Annotated in this window: 28 protein-coding genes; 13 read left to right on the top strand and 15 right to left on the bottom strand. The window is 36.9% G+C overall.

The window, feature by feature from the left end:
• The first annotated feature begins 88 nt into the window (after positions 1 to 88).
• From ACK4R1_RS07770 to ACK4R1_RS07795, 6 genes are all read left to right on the top strand, one after another.
• Positions 89 to 262 (top strand): hypothetical protein, encoded by a 174-nt coding sequence (locus ACK4R1_RS07770; protein WP_409685446.1) that lies wholly within the window; start codon positions 89 to 91, stop codon positions 260 to 262.
• Positions 263 to 289: 27 nt separating this feature from the next.
• Positions 290 to 1,483 carry a retropepsin-like aspartic protease gene (locus ACK4R1_RS07775; RefSeq protein WP_409685449.1) on the top strand — a complete coding sequence of 398 codons (1,194 nt, stop codon included), beginning with the start codon at positions 290 to 292 and terminating at the stop codon, positions 1,481 to 1,483.
• Positions 1,480 to 2,394 carry a fumarylacetoacetate hydrolase family protein gene (locus ACK4R1_RS07780; RefSeq protein WP_409685452.1) on the top strand — a complete coding sequence of 305 codons (915 nt, stop codon included), beginning with the start codon at positions 1,480 to 1,482 and terminating at the stop codon, positions 2,392 to 2,394. Before ACK4R1_RS07775 ends, ACK4R1_RS07780 begins: the two co-directional genes overlap by 4 nt.
• 121 nt (positions 2,395 to 2,515) lie before the next feature.
• Complete coding sequence (locus ACK4R1_RS07785) at positions 2,516 to 3,268, top strand: Asp/Glu racemase (RefSeq protein ID WP_409685455.1); 753 nt, start codon at positions 2,516 to 2,518, stop codon at positions 3,266 to 3,268.
• 226 nt (positions 3,269 to 3,494) lie between these two features.
• Positions 3,495 to 3,725: a 4a-hydroxytetrahydrobiopterin dehydratase gene (locus tag ACK4R1_RS07790; RefSeq protein ID WP_409685458.1), complete on the top strand. Its 231-nt coding sequence runs from the start codon at positions 3,495 to 3,497 to the stop codon at positions 3,723 to 3,725.
• A 64-nt stretch (positions 3,726 to 3,789) separates the two neighbouring features.
• The gene (locus tag ACK4R1_RS07795; protein WP_409685461.1) at positions 3,790 to 4,203 is read left to right on the top strand and encodes an OsmC family protein; all 414 of its coding nucleotides are present in this window, start codon (positions 3,790 to 3,792) and stop codon (positions 4,201 to 4,203) included.
• A 290-nt stretch (positions 4,204 to 4,493) separates the two neighbouring features.
• On the opposite strand, the gene ACK4R1_RS07800 is transcribed toward ACK4R1_RS07795, so the two are convergent.
• From ACK4R1_RS07800 to ACK4R1_RS07810, 3 genes are all read right to left on the bottom strand, one after another.
• Positions 4,494 to 5,909 (bottom strand): MBOAT family O-acyltransferase, encoded by a 1,416-nt coding sequence (locus tag ACK4R1_RS07800; protein WP_409685464.1) that lies wholly within the window; start codon positions 5,907 to 5,909, stop codon positions 4,494 to 4,496.
• Between the two features lie 2 nt (positions 5,910 to 5,911).
• On the bottom strand, positions 5,912 to 6,946 hold the full coding sequence (locus tag ACK4R1_RS07805; RefSeq protein ID WP_409685467.1) for a hypothetical protein: 1,035 nt from the start codon (positions 6,944 to 6,946) through the stop codon (positions 5,912 to 5,914).
• Positions 6,947 to 7,188: 242 nt separating this feature from the next.
• Complete coding sequence (locus tag ACK4R1_RS07810) at positions 7,189 to 7,461, bottom strand: DUF4242 domain-containing protein (RefSeq protein ID WP_409685470.1); 273 nt, start codon at positions 7,459 to 7,461, stop codon at positions 7,189 to 7,191.
• 227 nt (positions 7,462 to 7,688) lie between these two features.
• Between ACK4R1_RS07810 and ACK4R1_RS07815 the strand changes: the two genes are divergently transcribed.
• Positions 7,689 to 8,717 carry a hypothetical protein gene (locus tag ACK4R1_RS07815; RefSeq protein ID WP_409685473.1) on the top strand — a complete coding sequence of 343 codons (1,029 nt, stop codon included), beginning with the start codon at positions 7,689 to 7,691 and terminating at the stop codon, positions 8,715 to 8,717.
• A 3-nt stretch (positions 8,718 to 8,720) separates the two neighbouring features.
• Here the strand turns inward: ACK4R1_RS07815 and ACK4R1_RS07820 are convergent, their stop codons facing one another.
• Together ACK4R1_RS07820 and ACK4R1_RS07825 are read right to left on the bottom strand one after the other, a co-directional pair.
• On the bottom strand, positions 8,721 to 10,070 hold the full coding sequence (locus tag ACK4R1_RS07820; protein ID WP_409685475.1) for a M28 family peptidase: 1,350 nt from the start codon (positions 10,068 to 10,070) through the stop codon (positions 8,721 to 8,723).
• A 12-nt stretch (positions 10,071 to 10,082) separates the two neighbouring features.
• Entirely contained in the window at positions 10,083 to 11,009 is a 927-nt protein-coding gene (locus ACK4R1_RS07825) for a T9SS type A sorting domain-containing protein (RefSeq protein WP_409685478.1), read from the bottom strand.
• A gap of 166 nt (positions 11,010 to 11,175) precedes the next feature.
• Here ACK4R1_RS07825 and ACK4R1_RS07830 point away from each other — a divergent pair, with 166 nt between their 5' ends.
• Both ACK4R1_RS07830 and ACK4R1_RS07835 read left to right on the top strand, forming a co-directional pair.
• Positions 11,176 to 11,487, top strand: coding sequence for an ArsR/SmtB family transcription factor (locus ACK4R1_RS07830; protein ID WP_409685481.1), 312 nt, complete (start codon positions 11,176 to 11,178; stop codon positions 11,485 to 11,487).
• A 4-nt stretch (positions 11,488 to 11,491) separates the two neighbouring features.
• Positions 11,492 to 11,935: an SRPBCC domain-containing protein gene (locus ACK4R1_RS07835; protein WP_409685484.1), complete on the top strand. Its 444-nt coding sequence runs from the start codon at positions 11,492 to 11,494 to the stop codon at positions 11,933 to 11,935.
• Between the two features lie 64 nt (positions 11,936 to 11,999).
• On the opposite strand, the gene ACK4R1_RS07840 is transcribed toward ACK4R1_RS07835, so the two are convergent.
• Positions 12,000 to 13,223: an aminotransferase class I/II-fold pyridoxal phosphate-dependent enzyme gene (locus ACK4R1_RS07840; RefSeq protein WP_409685487.1), complete on the bottom strand. Its 1,224-nt coding sequence runs from the start codon at positions 13,221 to 13,223 to the stop codon at positions 12,000 to 12,002.
• A 225-nt stretch (positions 13,224 to 13,448) separates the two neighbouring features.
• Here ACK4R1_RS07840 and ACK4R1_RS07845 point away from each other — a divergent pair, with 225 nt between their 5' ends.
• From ACK4R1_RS07845 to lpdA, 4 genes are all read left to right on the top strand, one after another.
• Positions 13,449 to 13,907, top strand: coding sequence for an Lrp/AsnC family transcriptional regulator (locus ACK4R1_RS07845; protein ID WP_409685490.1), 459 nt, complete (start codon positions 13,449 to 13,451; stop codon positions 13,905 to 13,907).
• 43 nt (positions 13,908 to 13,950) lie between these two features.
• On the top strand, positions 13,951 to 14,196 hold the full coding sequence (locus tag ACK4R1_RS07850; protein ID WP_409685493.1) for a hypothetical protein: 246 nt from the start codon (positions 13,951 to 13,953) through the stop codon (positions 14,194 to 14,196).
• Positions 14,186 to 14,476 (top strand): type II toxin-antitoxin system RelE/ParE family toxin, encoded by a 291-nt coding sequence (locus ACK4R1_RS07855; RefSeq protein ID WP_409685496.1) that lies wholly within the window; start codon positions 14,186 to 14,188, stop codon positions 14,474 to 14,476. Before ACK4R1_RS07850 ends, ACK4R1_RS07855 begins: the two co-directional genes overlap by 11 nt.
• Before the next feature lie 82 nt (positions 14,477 to 14,558).
• Positions 14,559 to 15,962: a dihydrolipoyl dehydrogenase gene (lpdA, locus tag ACK4R1_RS07860; RefSeq protein WP_409685498.1), complete on the top strand. Its 1,404-nt coding sequence runs from the start codon at positions 14,559 to 14,561 to the stop codon at positions 15,960 to 15,962.
• Between the two features lie 51 nt (positions 15,963 to 16,013).
• Here lpdA and ACK4R1_RS07865 read toward each other — a convergent pair whose 3' ends face one another.
• The 9 genes from ACK4R1_RS07865 to ACK4R1_RS07905 all read right to left on the bottom strand — a co-directional run bounded on the left by ACK4R1_RS07865 (position 16,014) and on the right by ACK4R1_RS07905 (position 21,659).
• Complete coding sequence (locus tag ACK4R1_RS07865) at positions 16,014 to 16,433, bottom strand: arsenate reductase ArsC (protein ID WP_409685501.1); 420 nt, start codon at positions 16,431 to 16,433, stop codon at positions 16,014 to 16,016.
• 2 nt (positions 16,434 to 16,435) lie between these two features.
• Positions 16,436 to 17,047: a class I SAM-dependent methyltransferase gene (locus tag ACK4R1_RS07870; RefSeq protein ID WP_409685504.1), complete on the bottom strand. Its 612-nt coding sequence runs from the start codon at positions 17,045 to 17,047 to the stop codon at positions 16,436 to 16,438.
• A 5-nt stretch (positions 17,048 to 17,052) separates the two neighbouring features.
• Positions 17,053 to 18,093: an ACR3 family arsenite efflux transporter gene (arsB, locus tag ACK4R1_RS07875; RefSeq protein WP_409685507.1), complete on the bottom strand. Its 1,041-nt coding sequence runs from the start codon at positions 18,091 to 18,093 to the stop codon at positions 17,053 to 17,055.
• A gap of 33 nt (positions 18,094 to 18,126) precedes the next feature.
• Positions 18,127 to 18,585, bottom strand: coding sequence for a DinB family protein (locus ACK4R1_RS07880; RefSeq protein ID WP_409685510.1), 459 nt, complete (start codon positions 18,583 to 18,585; stop codon positions 18,127 to 18,129).
• A gap of 15 nt (positions 18,586 to 18,600) precedes the next feature.
• The gene (locus ACK4R1_RS07885) at positions 18,601 to 19,209 is read right to left on the bottom strand and encodes a protein-tyrosine-phosphatase (RefSeq protein WP_409685513.1); all 609 of its coding nucleotides are present in this window, start codon (positions 19,207 to 19,209) and stop codon (positions 18,601 to 18,603) included.
• A 4-nt stretch (positions 19,210 to 19,213) separates the two neighbouring features.
• Complete coding sequence (gene chrA / locus ACK4R1_RS07890; protein WP_409685516.1) at positions 19,214 to 20,344, bottom strand: chromate efflux transporter; 1,131 nt, start codon at positions 20,342 to 20,344, stop codon at positions 19,214 to 19,216.
• Positions 20,334 to 20,765, bottom strand: a complete 432-nt coding sequence (locus ACK4R1_RS07895) for a DoxX family protein (protein ID WP_409685519.1) — start codon at positions 20,763 to 20,765, stop codon at positions 20,334 to 20,336. The genes chrA and ACK4R1_RS07895 overlap by 11 nt, the downstream gene beginning before the upstream one ends.
• A 25-nt stretch (positions 20,766 to 20,790) precedes the next feature.
• Positions 20,791 to 21,267, bottom strand: coding sequence for a DUF6428 family protein (locus ACK4R1_RS07900; RefSeq protein WP_409685522.1), 477 nt, complete (start codon positions 21,265 to 21,267; stop codon positions 20,791 to 20,793).
• A gap of 68 nt (positions 21,268 to 21,335) precedes the next feature.
• Positions 21,336 to 21,659 carry an ArsR/SmtB family transcription factor gene (locus tag ACK4R1_RS07905; RefSeq protein ID WP_409685524.1) on the bottom strand — a complete coding sequence of 108 codons (324 nt, stop codon included), beginning with the start codon at positions 21,657 to 21,659 and terminating at the stop codon, positions 21,336 to 21,338.
• Positions 21,660 to 21,697 lie beyond the last annotated feature (38 nt).

Raw genomic sequence — 21,697 nt, forward strand, 5'->3', positions numbered from 1 at the left:
CAGTCGCTGTCCGCTTTGCGAACGAGCTCCAACAATGGCTCCATCAGGGCTAAAAACAACGAATCTGTTTCAGTAAAACCAAAATAAAGTGAATACTATAAAACATTTAATGGGAATTGGAATCGCGCTATTTTTTGTAGGGCTCGGAATATATTTAATTCAAAAAGAAGACCAAAATGCTATTATAATTGGTTATGCCAATATCATTTTTTTCTCAGGAATCATCATTTTTTCTGTAACTAAAATGCTAAAAAAGAAATAAGAATAAATGAGGCAACTTTGCTACATAATGAAAAGTAATGTAAAGCTAAATAGCTTGCTGGTCTTGCTTTTTTTAACTGTTCACCTTTGTGCACAAGAATTATCTTTTGATCAAGGAAACATTAAAGGAAAAAATTATTATGAAGAAATCGATTTTGAAATCGTAAATGATAAAATCATCATTCCGGTAACTATCAATGATAAAACCTATAAGTTTCTTCTTGACACCGGTGCCCCAAACCTGATTACCAAACGCTTAAAAGACGAAATCAGCATCCAAAGCCTAAAACGAATTCCGGTTTCCGACGCGAATAATCAAGTGGATACGCTTGAAATGATCGCTGTTAAATCAATTAAATTAAAGAACCTCAACTTTGAAAACAATGTGGTTTTGGCCACCGACTTAGACCATCATTTCATCTTAAAATGCTACAAAATTGATGGATTCATCGGCAGTAATTTATTTAAAAAATCAATACTGAAAATAAGTCTCAAAGACAAAAAAATAATCATAACTGACGATATTAAGAAGTTACACCCTAAATCAAAGCCAACAAAACTTACCTTATTTGGGGATCAAAAATCACCTTACATCAAAATCAACTTAACCGGTAACAACCAGGAAAAAGGCTATGAAGATGTCTTAGTTGATACTGGAATGGACGGCTTTTATGAGATTTCTAATCGAGCTTATTCCGTCTTTTCCAAAGAAAATATTTTTGAAGAACTCTCTAAAAGCAAAGGCACTTCAAATATTGGTTTGTTTGGCGCAGCGCCTGTGAAAGAGCAAATATTGGTCAAACCCTCTAAACTACAAATAAACGATACTACTTTCGAAAACTTAATCACCAATACTACCGATGATAATAATTCAAGATTAGGCTTAGACATACTCAAATATGGTGACATTATAATTGACTTTAAAAATAAGAAATTCTATTTTGAATCTGAAAAATTAATAAACTTAGACCATAAAGCACCAATTTATTCGCCAACAGTTTTAGAACAAAAATTTGTTATAGGCCATGTATGGGACAAAAACTATCAAGACCGATTGAAATTTGGAGATGAAATCATTAGAATTGACAATCACATACTGAGTGAAATGGATTTCTGTGACATCATTAAGCTGAAAAAAAACCGTGACCCTAAAAAAGATTATGAATTAGAAGTACGAACCAATGACAACCAAACAACAACAATTAAAATAGAACACAAATGAAACTACTCACCTACCAAACACAAGACACCGAGCCAAGATTAGGCTTCCTACATAACAACCAAGTCATCGATATGGAAGACTTTGGCGAAATCTCAAATTTCCCTTTACCAAGTGACATGCTCGATTTAATTGACATGGGCATCGAATTGGTGGAAGAATTAAACGATATGGTGGCCGATACACCGGAAAACTTTTTTGAAGAAATCGCCTATTCGCTAGACGAAGTGACTATCCTCGCTCCTATTCAAAAACCAAGAAAAAATATCATTGGTATTGGCTTAAATTATACTGAACATGTTTCGGAAAGTGCCAGAACTTTGGATACGACCGGCAAATTACCGCAAAAACCAATTATCTTTTCAAAACCGCCAACCACTGTTACCGGTCCGAATACTGAAATCATTAAAAACACCAAACTGACTTCACAACTCGATTGGGAAGTGGAATTGGCCGTAGTTATAGGCAAAAAAGGAAAATATGTTTCTAAAACCGATGCCATGGATTATGTTTTTGGTTATACAGTAATTAATGATATTTCGGCACGCGATTGTCGAAGAGAAGGTCAATGGATTGTTTCTAAAGGACAAGACACTTTTGCGCCGATGGGACCCATTTTGGTTACCAAAGACGAAATCGACAACCCACACAACTTGAATTTATCTTTAAAAGTAAACGGTGTAGAAAAACAAAATTCTAACACAAAATTTCTATTGTTCAACATCAACGATTTGATTGAAGATCTAAGCATCGTGTTTACTTTGGAACCGGGTGATATCATTGCTACCGGAACACCGGCTGGTGTTGGCGCAGGACGCGATCCGCAAGAATGGTTATATGACGGCGATGTAGTAGAAGCTACTGTGGAAGGTATAGGAACGATAGTGAATACAGTAAAGGAGATTTCCAGATAAGAACAGACCGCGTTAAGGATTGGAGCAAGTACCGTGTACTTCGGAAAGCCTGACCCGATAGGGAAACGCCCAAATATTTTAGTTCTCAGTAACCAACTTGGAACTTTAAACTTGAAACAAAATGAACAAAAAATTTAGAATTGGACAAATAGTGCCATCATCCAACGTAACGATGGAAACCGAAATTCCGGCCATTTTCAGAGCCAGAGAAACGATATTGCCGGAACGTTTTACGTTTCACAGCAGCCGCATGCGCATGAAAAAAGTCACCAAAGAAGAACTCGAAGCCATGGATGCGATGAGTTTAAAATGTGCTCAGGAATTGTCTGATGCTCACGTTGATGTGATGGGTTATGCCTGTTTGGTGGCGATTATGAGTATGGGACGCGGTTACCATTGCGTATCGGAAGTGAATTTACACCAAGAAACCGTGGCGAATGATTTCCCTACACCTATCGTGACATCTGCCGGTGCTTTGATTAACGGATTGAAAGTTTTGGGTGCCAAACAAATTTCAATTATCACGCCTTATATGCGTCCGTTAACCGATATGGTAGTTGATTATATTGAACACCAAGGCATCAAAGTGAAGCAAAGTATTGCACTCGAAATTCCGGATAACTTAGAAGTTGCCGCGCAAAATCCGATGAATTTATTGGAAATCTATAAGCAATTGGATTTGACAGATGTTGATGTTTTAGTCGCTTCGGCTTGTGTGCAAATGCCTTCTTTAGAAGCGATTGATTTAATCCAAAAAGAATGTGGCATTCCGGTGACTTCTGCAGCGGTTTGTACCACTTACGAAATGATGAAAAAATTAGGTATCGAGGCCAAATCAGCTATTGGTGGTGAATTGTTGAATGGGAAGTACTAGAATTATAAAAATTTTAGTCGTAATTCTGTAACTATTTCATTATAAGCTTAATTACCTTTATGGTAATACAATTAAATCAAACTTAAAAGCTTATGAACGGACTATTCAAAACATTAATTGCCGGCTATAGTGCCAAAAAATTAGGTGGCGGATGCCTTGGCACCATTATCGTTTTTATCATTATCTACTTTTTGTTAGGCTATCTTTAAATCGTAAAACTAAAATCATGGAGTGGATTACAAAAGACGGAAAACTAGTCAATACATTTGAATTTAAATCTCAAACGGAATTAGCTGAATTTGTATTGAAAATAGCCAAACAAGCAGATGAAATGAATCACCATCCCGACTACACAATTTTCAAAGCTTTTATGGTTGAAATCACCTTGTTTACTTACGACAAAAAAGCCATCACCGAATTAGACTATCAATTGGCAGATTATATTTCAAAACTATAAATTTTAGATTGGTATTTTTTAGTAAATTAGAGGTTTCCAAATAACAACATAAATAATTATAGGTATGAAAAGAAAAGCAACTGCCGTTTGGAGCGGCTCAGGAAAAGACGGCAAAGGACATTTAACTACGCAAAGCACTGTTTTAAATCAGACACAATATTCCTTTGGTTCTCGTTTTGAAGAAGGCATCGGTACCAATCCTGAAGAATTAGTAGGTGCAGCACATGCCGGATGTTTCTCGATGAAATTGGCTTTCAATTTACAAGCTGCAGGTTTCACCGCAACCGAATTAAAAACCGATGCGGAGATTGTTTTTGAAGATGGTGTTATCGTAGCTTCTAACCTAACCTTGGTAGCAAAAGTAGAGGGCATAGACGATGCTAAATTTGAAGAATTGGTAAAAGATGCCGAAGCCAATTGTCCCATTTCAAAGTTATTGAACACCAAAATCAGCGTCAGCTATACGCTTAATGTATAGTCTTAAAAAACGCATACAATTTGCACTACTAAAGCAAAGTTAAACTGGTGTTAAAGTACTAATTTTAACATAGTTGCATTTTAAAAAAAGGTAAATTTGAATATGATTTTGATTAATTACTTGAAAGTCTCGAAGAGAGAATTCAATAGTTAGATGCATCAAGTGGTGCAAGTTAATAATGATAAATCAAAATCAAACAATTGGAGGCCGGTAAAAGGCCTCCTTTTTTTTTGTATACCCCAAAAAGAAAAAGCCGCTAAAAAGCGGCTTTTCCATCCAAAAAAACGCAATTAAAACTGGAAATAAATGAACTGTTCTCCGCTTCCCTGAGCAATTGCAATCAAGAAAAAAAGTACAGCCCATACCACTCCCAGCAATAAAGGAGATTTCGTTTTTGCCACCGATTCCAACGAAGTATTTCTCATTATCCAGTGGCAAATAAAGGTTAATGAAATCAACGTAAATACTTTAACAATAGAAAAAGTGTCTAATATTTTTGCGCCATCACCATTCATAAACAACATTGATTCAATCATATTTTGAGCCGTTTCAAACTTTCTGGCTCTAAAGAAAACCCAAGTAAAATTGACACAAGTATAAGTCGCCAAAGCCAATATAATGCCGTTCCAAGCCGTAATTTTAATAGAAACAAACGATTTCAACAATCGTTCAACCACCAGGAAAATCCCGTGCAAAGCACCCCAAATCACGAAAGTCCAAGCCGCGCCATGCCATAAACCGCCGAGTAACATAGTAACCATCAAAGCCACATACATTCTCACCACACCTTTCTGGTTTCCGCCTAACGGGATGTATAAATAATCCCTTAACCAAGTCGATAGCGAAATATGCCACCTGCGCCACAAATCCGAAAATCCAATTGCCGCATAAGGATATTTAAAATTATCCGTTAAATAAAACCCTAGCATCAAAGCAATCCCAATCGCACAGGTTGAATAACCCGCAAAGTCAAAGAATATCTGCCCCGAAAATGCTAACGTTCCCGTCCAAGCATCCCAAGTATTAAGCACTTTATCCGAATTAAAAACTGCATCTGAAGTCTTTGACAATAAAGTATCGGCCAAAACCACTTTTTGGAACAATCCCAAAGTCAGCAAAAACAATCCCCAAATAAACTGGTTAGCAGTCGCTCTTTTTTCTTCATAAAACTGCGTAATCAAATCGCCTGCTCTAACGATTGGACCGGCAACTAACTGCGGAAAAAACGTTACATACAACGCAAAATCCAAGAACGTTTTGGCTCTTTCGGTTTTACGCCAATACATATCAATCGTATAAGACATGGTTTGAAAAGTATAAAATGAAATTCCCATCGGAAGAATAATATCCATCGGTAAAGCTTTGTATTCTATTCCAATGGAATTCATCAGTAAAGTGAAATTCTCCAACAAAAAGTTACCATATTTAAAGAAGAACAAAAAGCCTAAGTTGACAAACATACTCAGCAATAGCCAAAACAGTCTTTTTCGTTTATTTTCTTCTACGGCCAACTGTTTTCCGGTAATCCAATCAATCACGGTAGAAATCCACAACAAAATCACTAGCGGCGGATTCCACAATCCGTAAAAAACATAACTAGCCAAAAGCAACATGCGCTTTCTTGAAGTCCAACTCAATACATTAGCATAATACAAGGCCAATACTATTACCAAAAACACTACAAAACTTAAGGAATTGAATAACATGATTAATTGGTTTTAGTATTAAACATAGTACCCTCTGCTTTCATAATTTTCACCAACTCAACGGTAAACTTTCTGGCATCAGCGGCTGATAAATGAGACCATTCCGGGCAATCAAATTGCAATTGTTTGTAGTCCTCAAAATAATAGCTTTTGACTTGAGCTTGTTGCACTAAATCATCCCAAAACTTAGCTCTAGGCATTGCCATGTCTTCACCTATCTTTAGACCGCCACTCGATGGACATCTCAGTAAAATTACCTTTCCCCCTTTAGCCTTAAATTTTTTTAAATCTTTTAAAAAGAAATCCATAGTAGATTTTTTATCCGGCGGTGGCGCATTTTTACCAAAAAAACCCCAAACCCTTTTGATGGTATTGGCAAAAGCAGTATCACTAGCCGTTCGTGCCGTCATCTCAGTATTTCTATCTACGCGAGTATCATTAAAATTATAAAATGGCGGAAACGCAGGTTCACCGGTTCGGTTGCCAATAGAAATTCGCCCCAACAAAGCTTTTAAATCAATATCATCCGACCATTCCTCTTCACTGCCCGACATCATGACCAATGAACTTTGCAATGGCAATGAAATATAATGATTCAATTGTTGGGCATAAGTGCGATTGTGAAAATGATCAACTTTGGTCTGCGCCCTCTTCCAAGGTGAAGCTTCAGGAAAAGTAGTTGAAAAGAAAAGTCCCGGTGTCACGCCTACTAAAATAGTTCCTTTAAAATCGGTATTATTGACCAAATCACTAAATATTGGCAAGGGAGAAGAACCCGGTGAAGCCAATTGTATCGGTTTTCTTCCGGTTTGTTCTTCCCATTCGTCTAGTTGAATATCAAAAAGCACTCTTGATGAACCTATTAAAATAACATCGTCATTGGTTAAGTGTCCGACTTTTGCTCTTTGCACAGCCCATAAATCTTTGTTATCATCTATATTGGGATAAAAACCTTTTGACCGCCAGTAGAGTTCCCAAGCTCCTAGGCTAACCGCACTTAAAAGTACAGCCACAAAAAATGACTTTTTCAAATTCATCTATTTTTTAATTAATTGGTTAGACTAATAATCAATACAATTTCTTCATCAGAAATACTTTAATATGAATTTGGGGAAAATAATGGGTTGCGATTTCGGGATATTCTATTTCAAAAATAAACAATAATACAGGCGACAAAAACTACACTCATTCTTTTTATTAACGAATTTCCTGTTAATAAGTTTTAAATCGACATAAAAAAACAGCAATCTTTATCATTAATAATGGCTGTTTCTTTAATTTACTCAGCAGTAACCGGACTGATAGTATTAACCACTTTACAGATCTTGTTGGCCGGGAAACCGCCCTTTTGAGCATGCTCTAGAATCATTTCTTCATTAGGCGCAATGTATACACAATAAATTTTATCGCCAGTAACAAAACTTTCAATCCATTGAATTTCGGATCCCATTTTATTCAAAACACCACAAGAGGTTTGTGAAATTGCTTTTAGTTGGTCGGCAGTTAAATCGCCGGCTCCCGGAATTTCTCTTTCAATTACGAATTTTGGCATAAGTATTTCATTTTATAAATTCCTACTCTATGGCTTTTCGGTTTTGCCCCGTTGATTTCAGTGGTTTCTGGTCTCCACTAGTCAAATTTGGGCAATGCAATTTAGTCATAATATTTGAATTAAACGATTGGAAACCTAACAATCAACATCTTACACCTTAATAGTTTTAAAAGATTACCATTACAATATCTTTGGTATATTTGATTCAATCAAACGGAAAACTTCCTATGTCAAACAAAAATCGCCTTAAAAAGCAACTCGAACTCACTAACGAACAAACATCTCCACTGTTTCGCATCATGTGGACACAGAATATTAATGAGCCAAACAGAAGGCATTTTGAAAATAACATTTGTGCCTTTCATATTGGCAAAGGTTATATTCTTTCGGTCGCACACAATTTAAAATCCGAAGCCAGAATCTTTAAATCGATTGACGAAAATATTTTTACCAATGATATTTTGCCTTATTTGAATGATGCCCAAAAACAATTGTTTCAAAATTGCTTTTTATTGGATACAAGGGTGCAAAAAAGATATTGGAACAGCACTAATCCAAATGACTACCAATTCGCTATAGAGGCTTTAAAACAAATTAATTTTGATACACGTTGGGTTACTTTTTTAGAGAAAAAGATTTGTCAAGCGCATTTGATAATTCAGTTTAAAAACAACCTTTTTTATAATAATACTGAACTTTCAAAGCATTTTACTTCCTCAACCTATTTTGCAGAACCGGCAATCAATCGGCATACCTTTTTAGTCGAAGTGGAACTCGTAGAAGCTTTTTATGATAATGATATTGCGCTATATCGAATAGTGAACACAGCAAAAGAAATTATAAACGCCATGCCGATTGTTACTATAGATTATTCCATTTTGAGTGATGAGCAAGAACATTATTATTGTTTGCAAAGCTCACCAACCAGCGAAGTTGGAAAGCTGCTCAACAAAGCTCAAATAGAAGGATTCACAGAGCATTTTGCCATTTTTCAGGAACGCGTTGGCGGCAATTATATTTTAGAAGGTTTGCGTTATTTAATTAAAGGCTACTTCCGATTTGGTTCTTCGGGCGCGCCTTATTTAGTTTATGATGCAAAACAAAATGAATTTAAAGCCAATGCTATTCAAAGTGAAGCTTGTCCGATTCAATTATCCATTGATAACAAAAGAGACGGCAATTTTCAATATGTAAATGCGATTGCTACACCGTTGAATAACATTAAAGAAAAACTGGAGTATTATTTGAACCGATAAAATTTACTTACTCGTACTTCTCATCACTGCTGAAGGAAAGACCACTACACTTTCTTGGCCGTTTTTGTGCACACTGGCTACACCAAAATAGTAATTATCAATCACTATTCCTTTTAATTCAAAGGCATCAACATTACCAACAAAACGACTGTTTTCCCATTGTGGCGAAGTGGTTAATCTCCAATAAATTTTATAGCCAATAATGGAATCATCCTGAACTTTGCCCCACTTAAGTTTGGTATTCGGTTCTACAACACCACCGATAGTAACATTTTTAGGTTCCTGCGGTGACCAACCTAATCCCGCCAATATAATCGCATTGACAGCTGTTAGTTTTTTGGCATACTCAAAATTAACGCCTTCGATAACATCGCCATACTTGATTCCGTTTTCTACTCTAGTGTTTTGATGTTGACGGTTGTAATTTTCATGGGCTTCCATAATACGAACTCCGGCATATCCTAAATCGTTGAACGGACGATGGTGACCGCCACGACCAAATCGGTCCAAACGATAAACCATCATCGGATTCATTTCAGGCATATAAGTCGTTACAGATTTGTGAATATAACGTGCTAATTGACGGGAAATACCATCGACTTCACCACCATAAAAACGGCGTTGGTTTCTTTCCTTCTCGGTTTCTGTAACCGGAGTTGGCTCTGAAAATATTCTGAAAGCTCTATTGTCAATTACACCATCTACGCCTTCAATATTGCCTATCATGTCATTGTTCAAAACACCTATGATTTCCCAATTGTTCTTTTTGGCATATTCAGCAAAACCTTTTCCGCCAAACAAGCCTTGTTCTTCTCCTGAAAGGCCTAAATAAATAATACTATTTTCAAAACTGTATTTAGACAACACTCTAGCTGCTTCGATAGTTCCTGCCATGCCTGAAGCGTTATCATTGGCGCCCGGAGCATCATTGGTATAATCCATGGTGTCTGAATTACGACTATCAATATCGCCCGTCATAATGATATAACGATTCGGGTATTTGGTTCCCTTTTGAATAGCGACAACATTCACTACATAAGCCTCTTTGGGTATTCTATTACCGTCTTTTGGAGTAACTAAATCCTTTTGGTAAAAAACTTCTAAACAATTTTTACAGTCTTTGTCTATCTTATCAAACTCCGCTTTAATCCAACGTCGTGCTGCTCCAATTCCTCTGGTGGTTGATACGGTGTCGCTAAAAGTATTTCGGGTACCAAAATCGGCTAAAGTGCGAATGTCTTTTTCTAATCTTTGGGCTGAAACAGCCTCAATTATATCATACATGCGACTGTCCGTTTGAGCAGTTACCGACATCGTTCCAATCAGTGTTAAGAGCACAAAGTACTTTTTCATTCGGTTTTTCTATTATAATTTCACAAAAGGTTGGGTTGCCTTTCCTTTGTCGGTTTCCAAAGTAATGAAATAAGTTCCTTGAGATAGAAAACTTACATCAAAAGCAACAGAATTGAAAGTTACTACTTTTTGACCTACCATATTATAAATATAAACTTCTTTAACAATTGTTTCAGGAGATAATGCCAAATTCAATATACCGTTAGTTGGATTGGGATAAAGGGTGAAAAATGTATTTATCACTTTGTCCCTCACTGCTAGAGTGCAATCGGTAACAAATTGAACTTCGTTTTGAGGGTAACTGGAATAAAAAGATTGGCTGTTAGCTTCTTCATCATCCAAACAAATAAATCGCAAAGCCGGACAATCCAAATAATCAGCGCATGTGTAATCAACACCTGGCATCAATAGAATTACACAACCGTTCAGAACACCGTTTTTAATATTAACCCAAACTAAATTAGGATTGCTACTAACATTTAATTGAAAAACATTTGTGCTGCTCAAATCGAGATAAGTTATCAAATTACCTCCACAAAAAATTTCTTCTAAATTAGGCAATCCATCAACAATAAGCTCTGTCAACTGGGCATTGTGGCAAGTCAGTTTTTTTAATGATGGTATTTGCAAATTTAAAGTTATCAGAGGATTACCACCAACTTCCAAAGAGACTAAATTGGTAAAGTATTCAATACCTGTCAATGAGGAAATATTATAGTTATTTAAAATCAATTTCGTGACTAACAAAGCTTCACTAATCTGGATTTCACCATCATTGTTAGTATCCGCATCAACATCTCCACCATAAAAAGAATTGTTGTCAACACAAAGAGTATTCACTAAGGCGTTCTTGAAATTCGCATCAGGAATATTGATTATCTGTGCTTGAGTACTTAATCCAAATAAGATACAAAACCAAAAAAAGTATTTTTTTATCATGACAATAATAGTTTATAGCATATAAATTTACCAAAAAAATTACAAGTATTTAATTACAAATTAGAAATTAACACTTTGAAACTAAAAATAATTCTTATTTTATTTGCGTAACCAAATAGTTACGTATAAATTTGTAACCGATTAGTTACCAATTAAATTATTAACCATGAGAAGAGATGTATTTCAGGCCATTGCCGATCCAACTCGGAGAGCCATTCTTAGCCTTTTAGCAGTACAAACTTTAACGCTCAATGCTGTAGCCGAAAACTTTGATATCAGTCGTCCGGCGATTTCCAAACATATTAAAATACTAAACGAATGCGGCTTAATAGAAATCACCGATAAAGGTCGGGAGCGCTATTGCGAAGCCAAACTCGAAAAACTCAATGAGGTATCAGTATGGATAGAACAATACAAGCAGTTCTGGGAAAGCAAACTCGATGCTTTGGAAAAATATATTGAAAAACTTAAAGAATAACAATATGGAAAAAACAGACAACAGCCTTAGTCTTAAAAAAGTCTATAAGGCATCCGCAGCAACTCTTTGGAAAGTAATTACAGAAAGAGAGCATTTAAAACAATGGTACTTTGAATTTACCGAAGATTGGCAACTAAAAGTAGGCCAACAATTTGATTGGTACGGAACCGATGATGATTGTAAAGAATGGCAACACCGAGGCGTGATGATCGAAATTATTCCCAATAAAAAACTAGTTCACAGTTGGGAATATGTAGGCTCCCCCGGAACTTCTGTCGTTACTTGGGAATTGCATCCCCTAGATGAAAATACAACGGAATTGCATTTCAGTCACGTATTCACTATTCCGTTTGATGCAAACGAACCGGCATTCAAAAGAGAAAACTTCGAAATGGGTTGGAATCACATTCTCAACATTTCCTTGGTGGAACACCTTGAAAAAATATAATTTAAAAATAAAAGTCCGTTAGATATGGCATTCTAACGGACTTTAAAAATCAATTTATAAAAACTTAAAAAACGTTCAGTTCCTTCATGCACTGCTTCATCATCTGATAAGTGCGCTCAATATCATTGTCTAAACCGATAGAAAAACGAATCAATCCGTCGGTTAAACCCATTTCCTGTTGTTCTTCCAGAGGAATTTCACTCGAAGTCGATGTTCCCGGAGCACTAAACAGTGTTTTATAAAAACCTAAACTCACGGCCAAGTAGCCCAAGTTTCGGTGTTGCATCAATTCCATTAATTCATTGGCTTTGTCCAAAGTTCCGACATCGATGGTCATCATACCGCCAAAACCATATTCCGGATTAATCATTTTCGAATACAATTCATGGCTCGGATGACTCGGCAATCCCGGATAGACCACTTTTAACCCATCGGCTTCGAATTTTTGAGCCAAATACAGGGCGTTATGACTGTGCTGTTTCATTCGAATATGTAAAGTACGTAGGTTTTTCAAAATGCTGGCTGCTCTTAAACTGTCCATCGTAGGACCTAAAAGCATGCTCGCACCATCATTCACATTCTTTAAATCATTGATGAAATCTTGAGAAGCACAAACTACACCACCAACCGTATCACTACTTCCATTGATAAACTTAGTCAAACTGTGAATTACTACATCAGCTCCTAATTTGGCCGGTGCTACTGATAAAGGCGAAAAGGTATTGTCTACCACTAATTTAATATTGTGCATTTTGGCAATAACCGCCAGAGCTTCTATATCAGCTACTTCCAACAACGGATTGCTTACTGTTTCGCAATACAGCACTTTGGTGTTGGGCGTAATCGCTGCGGCTACTTGGTCTAATTTCGTAATGTCGACAAAACGGGTTTTGATGTTCCATTTCGGCAACATGTTTTTCATAAAAGCATACGTTCCGCCATAAATGGTGCGGCTGGAGACAATTTCATCTCCGGCAGCACACAACTGGAGCAAAACAGGCGTAATGGCACCCATACCGGATGCAGAAACATTGGCGCTTTCGGTACCTTCCATAGCGGCTAAAGCTTGGCCTAAATATAAATTCATAGGCGAAGAATGGCGCGAGTACAAATAACAACCCTCGGCGTTGCCTTCAAAAGTGTCAAACATGGTTTTGGCTGAAAGAAAAGTATAAGTCGAGCTATCAGAAATGGAAGGATTCACACCTCCAAATTCGCCAAAGTATTGTAAATCTTGGATTTTATCGGCTGGATGAAAAGAGTTTAAGGTTTGGGGAATAGAATTCATGTTTTGGGTTTAAGAGTTTAAACTTGTTTAATGTGGTTCAAAATTCCCTTATATTAAATTAAAAATCAATACTTTTGAAAAAATTTAGATTTTAATTCTATTAATTTAAACTTAAATAGTTTATAAAACTAACAAAAAGAAAAATAACCTCTAAAAACCAAAAAACTTAAATTCTAGACCATCTCAAACCTTTTAAACTTTTAAACAATTTTAAACCATGAAACCATGAACTTGGATACAACCGACAAAAAACTCCTCGCCCTACTCCAAAAAGACACCAAGAAAACTACCAAAGAACTTTCAGTAAAACTCAATCTTTCCGTAACAGCTGTTTATGAACGCATTAAGAAACTGGAACGCGAAGGTATTATTGACCAATATGTTGCCTTGTTGAATCGAACTAAAATAGACAAAAGTTTTGTGGTGTTTTGTCACATCAAACTCATCCAGCATACCAAAGAATTCCTCACCACTTTCGAACACCAAGTCGTTAAACTAGAAGAAGTCTTAGAATGTTTTCATGTCAGCGGTGATTACGATTATATTCTCAAAATCTGCGTCAAGGACATGGAAGCTTACCGAGAATTTATGGTAACTAAATTAACTACGCTTCAACACATTGGTAGTACTCACAGCACATTTATGATTGGTGAAGTCAAAAACACAACGGCTTTTACTTTGTGAAACAATTTATTCTTAAATTTGAGTCTCAATAACAATTCAAATTATGACTACAAAAGCCATGAGACAAAAACTAATAGTTGATTTTGGAAAACTATTAGAAGATGATTCTAAACTCAATGTTTTAGAAGGTATTTTTGATGCGCTAAATAAAGAATCCAAAGACTCCATGGTTTCTGATGATCATTACATTAAAGTAGCAGAAAGCAGAGCGCAATATTTATCCAACAGCGAAACTGCAATGTCATGGGATGATTTTGAAAAAGAGTTGATTAAGAAATATGACTTATAAAATCATCATTTCTCGTCTAGCTTCTACGGAAATAAAAGACTCTATTGATTTTTACGAAAACAGACAAAATGGTTTAGGCATTCAATTCTTCAGATATCTACAAGGATACATTAATGTCCTCAAAACTAATCCTGAGTTTTTTGGTATAAAAAAAGAACCTTGCTTTAGAGAGTTATCATTGAAGAAATTTCCCTTTGTTGTCATTTATGAAATACAAAATAATGATGTCATCATATATTCTGTTTTTAATACCAATAGAAATCCTGAAAAAAAACCATAATTAACTTTTTGAAATTGCTTACTTTTGCAATCGCAATTTAAAGTTCATTTTTAACTACAAACAATAAACCACAAACATAATTATGAGTTCATTTGACGTTGTCATCATAGGTTCAGGTCCGGGCGGATATGTTTCCGCTATTCGTTGTGCCCAATTAGGTTTCAAAACCGCAATCATTGAAAAATACAGTACTTTAGGAGGAACTTGCTTAAATGTAGGTTGCATTCCGTCTAAAGCACTTTTAGCTTCTTCGCATCATTATGAAGAATTGCAACACTTTGCCGACCACGGTATCGAGGTTTCCGGCGAAGTAAAAGTCAATTTAGAAAAAATGATTGCCCGTAAGCAAGCGGTGGTTGACCAAACTTCGGGCGGTGTTAAGTTCTTAATGGACAAAAACAAAATCACTGTTTTCGAAGGATTAGGTTCTTTTGAAGATGCTACTCATGTGAAAGTTACTAAAGCCGACGGTTCAGCAGAAGTAATCGAAGGCAAAAATATTGTAATAGCAACCGGTTCTAAACCATCGACTTTGCCTTTTATCAAAATCGACAAAGAAAGAATCATCACTTCTACTGAAGCTTTGAAATTACCCGAAGTACCAAAACACTTAATCATCATTGGTGGTGGCGTTATCGGTATCGAATTAGGACAAGTCTATTTAAGATTAGGTGCTCAAGTTTCTGTAGTTGAATATTTAGACCGAATCATTCCGGGTATGGACGCCGGTTTATCGAAAGAATTAACCAAAGTCTTGAAAAAACAAGGGATGAAATTCTACACTTCACACAAAGTAAAAGAAGTAACCCGAAAAGGTAAAAACGTAACGGTTCAAGCCGATGATGCCAAAGGCAATACCGTAACTTTTGAAGGTGATTACTGCTTAGTAGCGGTTGGTCGTCGTCCTTACACTGACGGATTGAATGCTGAAAAAGCCGGTGTAAAAGTGACCGAAAGAGGCATGATTGATGTCAATGACCATCTACAAACCAACGTTCCGAACATCTATGCAATTGGCGATGTAGTTCGTGGTGCGATGTTGGCCCACAAAGCCGAAGAAGAAGGTGTTTTGGTCGCAGAAATAATGGCCGGACAAAAACCACACATCGATTACAACTTGATTCCGGGTGTGGTTTACACTTGGCCTGAAGTAGCGGCTGTAGGTAAAACCGAAGAACAATTAAAAGAAGCCGGCGTAGCTTACAAAGCAGGAAGTTTCCCTTTCAAAGCCTTAGGAAGAGCACGTGCCGGTGGTGATATTGACGGTTTCGTTAAGATTTTAGCCGATGCCAAAACCGACGAAGTTTTAGGAATCCACATGATTGGCGCGCGTTGTGCTGATTTGATTGCCGAAGCGGTAACCGCTATGGAATTCCGCGCTTCAGCCGAAGATATTTCAAGAATGTCACATGCGCATCCAACTTTTGCGGAAGCTATTAAAGAAGCCGCTTTAGCTGCTACGGATAACAGAGCTTTACACGTTTAATTAGATTATTAGACCATAAAAAACGTCCCGAAGCTGTCGGGACGTTTTTATTTATAGATTATTGGTTGTAACAAAGTCTCTACAAAACTCTTTTATCATTTGCCTTACCCTTCTAAACTCTTCAATAACTTCTATAGTAGATCCTTTTACTTTAGAAGGATCGGGAAAATTATGGTGCAACTTGACAGCATTAGTTGGAAAAAACGGACAAAGTTCTTTGGCATTGTCACAAACCGTAATCAAATAATCAAAAGTAATATCGAAATACTCTTCAACATTGTTAGAAGTATGTTTGGCAATGTTTACACCATCTTCCTGCATAATGGCCACAGCCAAAGAATTTAGACCATATGTTTCCACTCCGGCCGAGTACACAGTAACTTGCTCAGGATTGGTAAAATGCGACAAATAGCCGTGCGCCATTTGACTGCGACAACTGTTACCTGTACAAAGCACTAATATATTTTTCATCTTTATTTTCTTTTAAATCCACAAAAAAGAAAATTTTGCGTTGTGCCAAAAGGCGTTGGATGTTCTTCTGTGAAACAACCGCTTAATTCAAAATCTTTTTCAAATACCAATCGTAAGCTTTCCATAGTGTATTGCGAAATTTCCAGACCGCTGCATTTTTTGGGTCCGTTATCCGAGAAAGTACCGATGAAAAGCTTTCCTTCATTGGCTATAGCCTGACTAACAATTTTCGAATATTTTTCAACATCGAAAGTTCGGGTCAAAAAGTGAAAACAAGCTCGGTCGTGCCAAAAATCATATGGCTCTGTTGGCTTAAAATCTAAAATGTCCGAAACAATAAATGTCACTTTGGAAGCTTTCTCGCCTAACCTATTCATGATTCTTTCAATGGCTTTCTCCGAAATATCGAGCAACGTCAAATTGGTGTAACCCAAATCGAGCAAAGCATCCATCAAATAACTGTCGCCTCCGCCAATATCGATAATTTTGGCATCTAAAGGCAAAGACAATGCGGTTATAAAATCGACCGAGGTTGTGGGATATTCTTGGTACCAACTCACCTCTTTTTCGGTTTTAGTGGAAAATACGTTTTCCCAGTGTTCTTTTCTTTCCATCAAATTTAAATGTTTTTGGTAAAATATTTTTTTCTCAACCAAAAGGCTACATTCACTAATATAATCAAGGCTGGAACTTCTACCAAAGGACCAATGACACCGGCAAAGGCTTGTCCGCTATTAATCCCGAAAACACCGATGGAAACCGCTATCGCTAACTCGAAATTATTCCCCGAAGCGGTAAAGGACAAAGCTGTGGCATCGCGATAATTTGCACCAATTTTCTTCGACACAAAAAACATCAGGAAGAACATAATGGTAAAGAAAATTACTAATGGAATAGCTATTCGAATAACATCCAAAGGCAAATCGACTATCATTTCGCCTTTCAAGCTAAACATTACTACAATGGTAAAAAGCAACGCAATTAAAGTTATCGGAGAAACAAACGGAATAAACTTTTGGTTGAAAAATTTATCGCCTAAATATTGCTTTATGGCCAATCGACTAATTACGGCTAAAGCAAACGGAATGCCTAAGTAAATTCCAACCGTTTGGGCAATTTCGGCAATGGTAATATTCAATTCCAAGCCTTTTATTCCGAATAACGGCAACATGATTTCCAAATAAAAGTAGGCATACAAACTGAAAAAGAAAACTTGTAGCAAACTGTTGATGCCAATCAAACCGGCGGTTAATTCGCGGTTGCCTTCGGCCAATTCGTTCCAAACAATCACCATCGCAATACAAGGTGCAATGCCGATAATAATCAATCCGGTCATGTATTCGGGATAGTCTTCCAGAAAAAAGGTCGCCAATAAAAACATCAAAAACGGCCCGACTATCCAAGTGATGAAAAAAGAAGCCGTGAGTAATTTTGGCTGTTTGAACATTTGTGGCACTTTCGAAAAATCGATTTTAGTCAATGGCGGATACATCATCAAAATCAACCCAATCGCCAAAGGCACATTAGTCGTTCCGGAGGAAAATGAATTGATAAAATCAGCTGAATTCGGAATAAAATAGCCTATTCCAACTCCAAGTAACATCGCCAGAAAAATCCACAGCGTTAAAAATCGGTCTAAAAATCCAAGTCTTTTTTTCATAGTAAAATCTATTATCTACAGTAAATTTATTATTTATTGAGCATTGCCATATTTGATAATAATTGCCATTTGGCCGGCATGGTATGCGGTATGAGAAACTATTCTCCCGAAAGCTTCGGCTTTGGTTTTGACCCCAAACTCTTTGGTTTCGACTTTTGTATTCCAATCTTCTTCTGTCTGTTGTTCTACAATTTTCTTTAAAATTTCAAATGAATAATCAACATAAGCTTTCAGCTCATCCAGGTTTGTCCACTCACCGGTATCTCTTTTTTCAATCACTGTTTTAGCAATCACTTTGGCCTCAATAGAACCAAAAACATTTTTAGCAAAGAGTAATTCCACCTCTCCAATATGCCTAATCAAAAAACCTACACTATTGGTGGAAGGCGGTAATTTTTTAACCAAATCAGATTCTGTTAAAATAGCCAATTGGTTGGTAAAACGAGTTCTGGACTCCATCCACAATTGAAGTAATATTGCTGTTGTTGTCATATTGAAAGAGTTAAATTATTTGATATTCGAAAACACAAAAAACAGTTCACTCGCAATTTGCAAACTGCGCTCCGCATATTTTTCATCCATCAAATCGGTACCGTCAAAAGCTTTCGGATCATCGTATTTTATGGGGAATCGTGCTTCGGCTCCAAAAACCATCGGACAACCTTCATCGGCATTGTTACAAGTCATGATGGCTCCGAAATGGTTCTTCGGATTGAAATCATCGAAATACGTTTTAGAAAAACAAACTATCGGATGTTGGTTGTCAGCAAACTTAACAGCATAAACCGGATTTTGTTCCTGACTCAATTGCTGAATCTGAAATCCTTGGTTAGTTAATGTTTCACCTACTTTGGGAAACATCGCCGTAGCTTCGGTTCCGCCCGAATAGCAAAAGACATTTGAAATACCAAAATGAAACGCCATGGTTTGCGCCCAAATTTGAGACAAATGACTTCGGCGAGAATTGTGGGTACAAATAAAATTCAACCGAATTTCTTGCTTAGCATTCACTTTGTCTTGAATGTAATCTACTAAAGGTAGTAACACTGTTTTTCGCTCTTCGGAAACAGTCATTGTTGAACTCAACGCTATCGTTTTTGATAAATTTTCTAACATATTTTTATTTTATAATGAATAATAAATAACCTAACAAAGAACCGCCTAAAACCACAAAAGCACTATTGATTTTTTGGTATCCAAAGGCTATTGCAATACTTAAAACGGCAATCAGCACGGTTCGCCAATCGGTAATGGTTTCTTTTCCCATTTCGAAACAAACCGTAACAATAATAGCCACCGAAGCTACATTTACTGCATCGAGAAAAGCAGAGAATAGCTTTGAATTGCGCATTTTCTTCACTATTGGGTTCAACAAAGCCACAAAAACAAATGACGGCAAAAATATAGCGATGGTCGAAAACACAGCTCCGCTTAATCCGTTAATTTGATAGCCTATAAAAGTCACGGAAGAAAAAACCGGTCCGGGCGTGAATTGTCCCACAGCTATAGCATCTATTAGAGCTTGGCGTGATAACAATCCGGTGGCCACCAGTTCGGTGTCGAGAAAAGCAAACAAGACATAACCACTACCGTATAGTATAGCGCCAATTTTCAGAAATATCCAAAACAAGTTGCTATTGGTGGCTGAGAGTATGGTAGTATTGGTGATTTGCAAAAAGGTCAATGGAAAAACACTGTTTATAGTAGTGTTTCTGTTTCTGACGGAAGCCAAAAACAAAGCCAGAAAACCGGCGCCAAACAGCAAGTAAATCTCATTGAAATTGAGCAACGAAAAAAGCAAAACCAAAACTGCTATGACCGCTAATTCAACTGATTTTAATGACTTTTTAGCCAAAGGAAAAATAGCGCCCAATATAATGGCTATGATGGCCGGTTTTATCCCGTAAACAAAAGGTTGCACTTCGGGTAATTGCCCATATTGTTTGTAAAGCCAAGCCAAAAAACCGGTGATTAAAACCGCCGGAAGTATGAAGCAAAGTCCGGCTACAATTAATCCTTTCCAACCGCCTTTTTCATGACCGATGTGTATGGCCATTTCGGTGCTGTTTGGTCCCGGAATCAAGTTGGTTGCGCCTAGCAAATCTAAAAAATGTTGTTCGGTCAGCCACTTTCGCTTTACCACCACTTCTTCTTGCATCATGGCAATATGTGCGGCAGGACCGCCAAAACCGATTATGCCTAGTTTTAGAAAAAGTTTGGCGATGTCTTTTAGCGCAACATTACTTTCCATTTTTCATCAATCTTTTGTCAACCGACCAATTACTGCTGCCTTTAATTAAAAGAAAAATACTTCCTAAAAACATAGCCAAATCGGTTCTGCTGCCGTGAAGCAATTCCCAAAATCCTTTTTCTGAATAAACTTCAGATTTTGTCGTTGCAAAAGCCACAACCATAATTATGATCAAAGGAATACTGGCTAACCTTGAAAATAGTCCGATTAGTAACAGCAAACCGCAAAGAATTTCAAAAAAACCAACAAAGTTTCCTAAAAATTCAGGAGAAGGCAAACCAATTTTCTCAAATCGACCGGCGCCTCGAAGTTCAGGGAATAACCATTTTTGAATTCCTTCTGATAAAAATACGACACCAACGATTAGTCGGATAATTATGGTGGTTTTAGAATCATCAGTGTTGATTATTCGCTTTAGCATATTTTCTTCTTATAAATTCAAATCATTAACAACAACCCGAATCAGGCGCACAACAAGAAGTTTCTTTTTGTTTCCACTCGCCTATTTTAACTTTCATTTTCTCAGGCGGAATACCGCAATGGTCTTTGGCCAAGCAATTGGTTTCTTTAGAAGTCAACAAGAAATTGGTTCCGTCAAAATCCAAGCTGAATTTCCCTATGGTGTCTTTCATTTGGTATTCGACTTCAATCTCCAAATCGGGCAAGCCCAATACTTTTTCGGAAAGTTCAATAATATGAACCAATTTTTCCGGATGCAAACGATGATCGTAATCATTGGCTTCCCAAAGCTGGAAATTAGCGACTTCTTCGTTGCGCACGGTGCCACCGCAATCGATAAAATGTTTGGTCACTTTACCGACTTCGGTTACGTGAAAATGATTGGGAACCAAGTCGCCGTTAGGCAATTGGAAAGCTATGGTGGTTAAGCTTTTTAATTCGTTTTTAATTTCTGAAAGTTTCATAATTTGAGTATTAAGATATGAGTATTAAGTATTAAGACAAAAAACATCCGACATCCAACATCCGACCTTTAACAACATTTGTTTTTTAACTTATGGCGAATCATGCCAAAATGGTTTTCAATTTTATCAATAGTATCCGGATTGATGCAATAGCAAATGGCTGTTCCTTCAATCGTGCCTTTAATGATGTTGGCGTTCTTTAATTCCTTCAAGTGTTGAGAAATCGTTGGTTGTGCTAAAGGCAATTCGTTTACAATATCGCCACAAATGCAACTGTCAACGGTCAACAAATAATCGACAATGGCTATTCTCGCCGGATGAGACAAGGCTTTGAACAAGGTGGCCATTTCGTTTTGTTCTATGGAAAAAGATTCGGTTTTTGATGCGCCCATGATGTCTTTAAATTATTATATTGCAATATTACGATAAA

It is taken from the genome of Flavobacterium sp., assembly GCF_046293665.1.
GTDB lineage: Bacteria > Bacteroidota > Bacteroidia > Flavobacteriales > Flavobacteriaceae > Flavobacterium.

What these genes read in the sequence shown, in the direction of transcription:
- lpdA (WP_409685498.1), top strand. Translation starts at nt 14,559, where the DNA reads ATGAGTTCATTTGACGTTGTCATCATAGGTTCAGGTCCGGGCGGATAT.
- ACK4R1_RS07895 (WP_409685519.1), bottom strand. Translation starts at nt 20,765, where the DNA reads ATGCTAAAGCGAATAATCAACACTGATGATTCTAAAACCACCATAATT.
- ACK4R1_RS07855 (WP_409685496.1), top strand. Translation starts at nt 14,186, where the DNA reads ATGACTTATAAAATCATCATTTCTCGTCTAGCTTCTACGGAAATAAAA.
- ACK4R1_RS07870 (WP_409685504.1), bottom strand. Translation starts at nt 17,047, where the DNA reads ATGGAAAGAAAAGAACACTGGGAAAACGTATTTTCCACTAAAACCGAA.
- ACK4R1_RS07865 (WP_409685501.1), bottom strand. Translation starts at nt 16,433, where the DNA reads ATGAAAAATATATTAGTGCTTTGTACAGGTAACAGTTGTCGCAGTCAA.
- ACK4R1_RS07780 (WP_409685452.1), top strand. Translation starts at nt 1,480, where the DNA reads ATGAAACTACTCACCTACCAAACACAAGACACCGAGCCAAGATTAGGC.
- ACK4R1_RS07785 (WP_409685455.1), top strand. Translation starts at nt 2,516, where the DNA reads ATGAACAAAAAATTTAGAATTGGACAAATAGTGCCATCATCCAACGTA.
- ACK4R1_RS07905 (WP_409685524.1), bottom strand. Translation starts at nt 21,659, where the DNA reads ATGGGCGCATCAAAAACCGAATCTTTTTCCATAGAACAAAACGAAATG.
- ACK4R1_RS07845 (WP_409685490.1), top strand. Translation starts at nt 13,449, where the DNA reads ATGAACTTGGATACAACCGACAAAAAACTCCTCGCCCTACTCCAAAAA.
- ACK4R1_RS07880 (WP_409685510.1), bottom strand. Translation starts at nt 18,585, where the DNA reads ATGACAACAACAGCAATATTACTTCAATTGTGGATGGAGTCCAGAACT.
- arsB (WP_409685507.1), bottom strand. Translation starts at nt 18,093, where the DNA reads ATGAAAAAAAGACTTGGATTTTTAGACCGATTTTTAACGCTGTGGATT.
- ACK4R1_RS07885 (WP_409685513.1), bottom strand. Translation starts at nt 19,209, where the DNA reads ATGTTAGAAAATTTATCAAAAACGATAGCGTTGAGTTCAACAATGACT.
- ACK4R1_RS07790 (WP_409685458.1), top strand. Translation starts at nt 3,495, where the DNA reads ATGGAGTGGATTACAAAAGACGGAAAACTAGTCAATACATTTGAATTT.
- ACK4R1_RS07820 (WP_409685475.1), bottom strand. Translation starts at nt 10,070, where the DNA reads ATGAAAAAGTACTTTGTGCTCTTAACACTGATTGGAACGATGTCGGTA.
- ACK4R1_RS07775 (WP_409685449.1), top strand. Translation starts at nt 290, where the DNA reads ATGAAAAGTAATGTAAAGCTAAATAGCTTGCTGGTCTTGCTTTTTTTA.
- ACK4R1_RS07830 (WP_409685481.1), top strand. Translation starts at nt 11,176, where the DNA reads ATGAGAAGAGATGTATTTCAGGCCATTGCCGATCCAACTCGGAGAGCC.
- ACK4R1_RS07850 (WP_409685493.1), top strand. Translation starts at nt 13,951, where the DNA reads ATGACTACAAAAGCCATGAGACAAAAACTAATAGTTGATTTTGGAAAA.
- chrA (WP_409685516.1), bottom strand. Translation starts at nt 20,344, where the DNA reads ATGGAAAGTAATGTTGCGCTAAAAGACATCGCCAAACTTTTTCTAAAA.
- ACK4R1_RS07805 (WP_409685467.1), bottom strand. Translation starts at nt 6,946, where the DNA reads ATGAATTTGAAAAAGTCATTTTTTGTGGCTGTACTTTTAAGTGCGGTT.
- ACK4R1_RS07835 (WP_409685484.1), top strand. Translation starts at nt 11,492, where the DNA reads ATGGAAAAAACAGACAACAGCCTTAGTCTTAAAAAAGTCTATAAGGCA.
- ACK4R1_RS07795 (WP_409685461.1), top strand. Translation starts at nt 3,790, where the DNA reads ATGAAAAGAAAAGCAACTGCCGTTTGGAGCGGCTCAGGAAAAGACGGC.
- ACK4R1_RS07900 (WP_409685522.1), bottom strand. Translation starts at nt 21,267, where the DNA reads ATGAAACTTTCAGAAATTAAAAACGAATTAAAAAGCTTAACCACCATA.
- ACK4R1_RS07810 (WP_409685470.1), bottom strand. Translation starts at nt 7,461, where the DNA reads ATGCCAAAATTCGTAATTGAAAGAGAAATTCCGGGAGCCGGCGATTTA.
- ACK4R1_RS07840 (WP_409685487.1), bottom strand. Translation starts at nt 13,223, where the DNA reads ATGAATTCTATTCCCCAAACCTTAAACTCTTTTCATCCAGCCGATAAA.
- ACK4R1_RS07825 (WP_409685478.1), bottom strand. Translation starts at nt 11,009, where the DNA reads ATGATAAAAAAATACTTTTTTTGGTTTTGTATCTTATTTGGATTAAGT.
- ACK4R1_RS07800 (WP_409685464.1), bottom strand. Translation starts at nt 5,909, where the DNA reads ATGTTATTCAATTCCTTAAGTTTTGTAGTGTTTTTGGTAATAGTATTG.
- ACK4R1_RS07815 (WP_409685473.1), top strand. Translation starts at nt 7,689, where the DNA reads ATGTCAAACAAAAATCGCCTTAAAAAGCAACTCGAACTCACTAACGAA.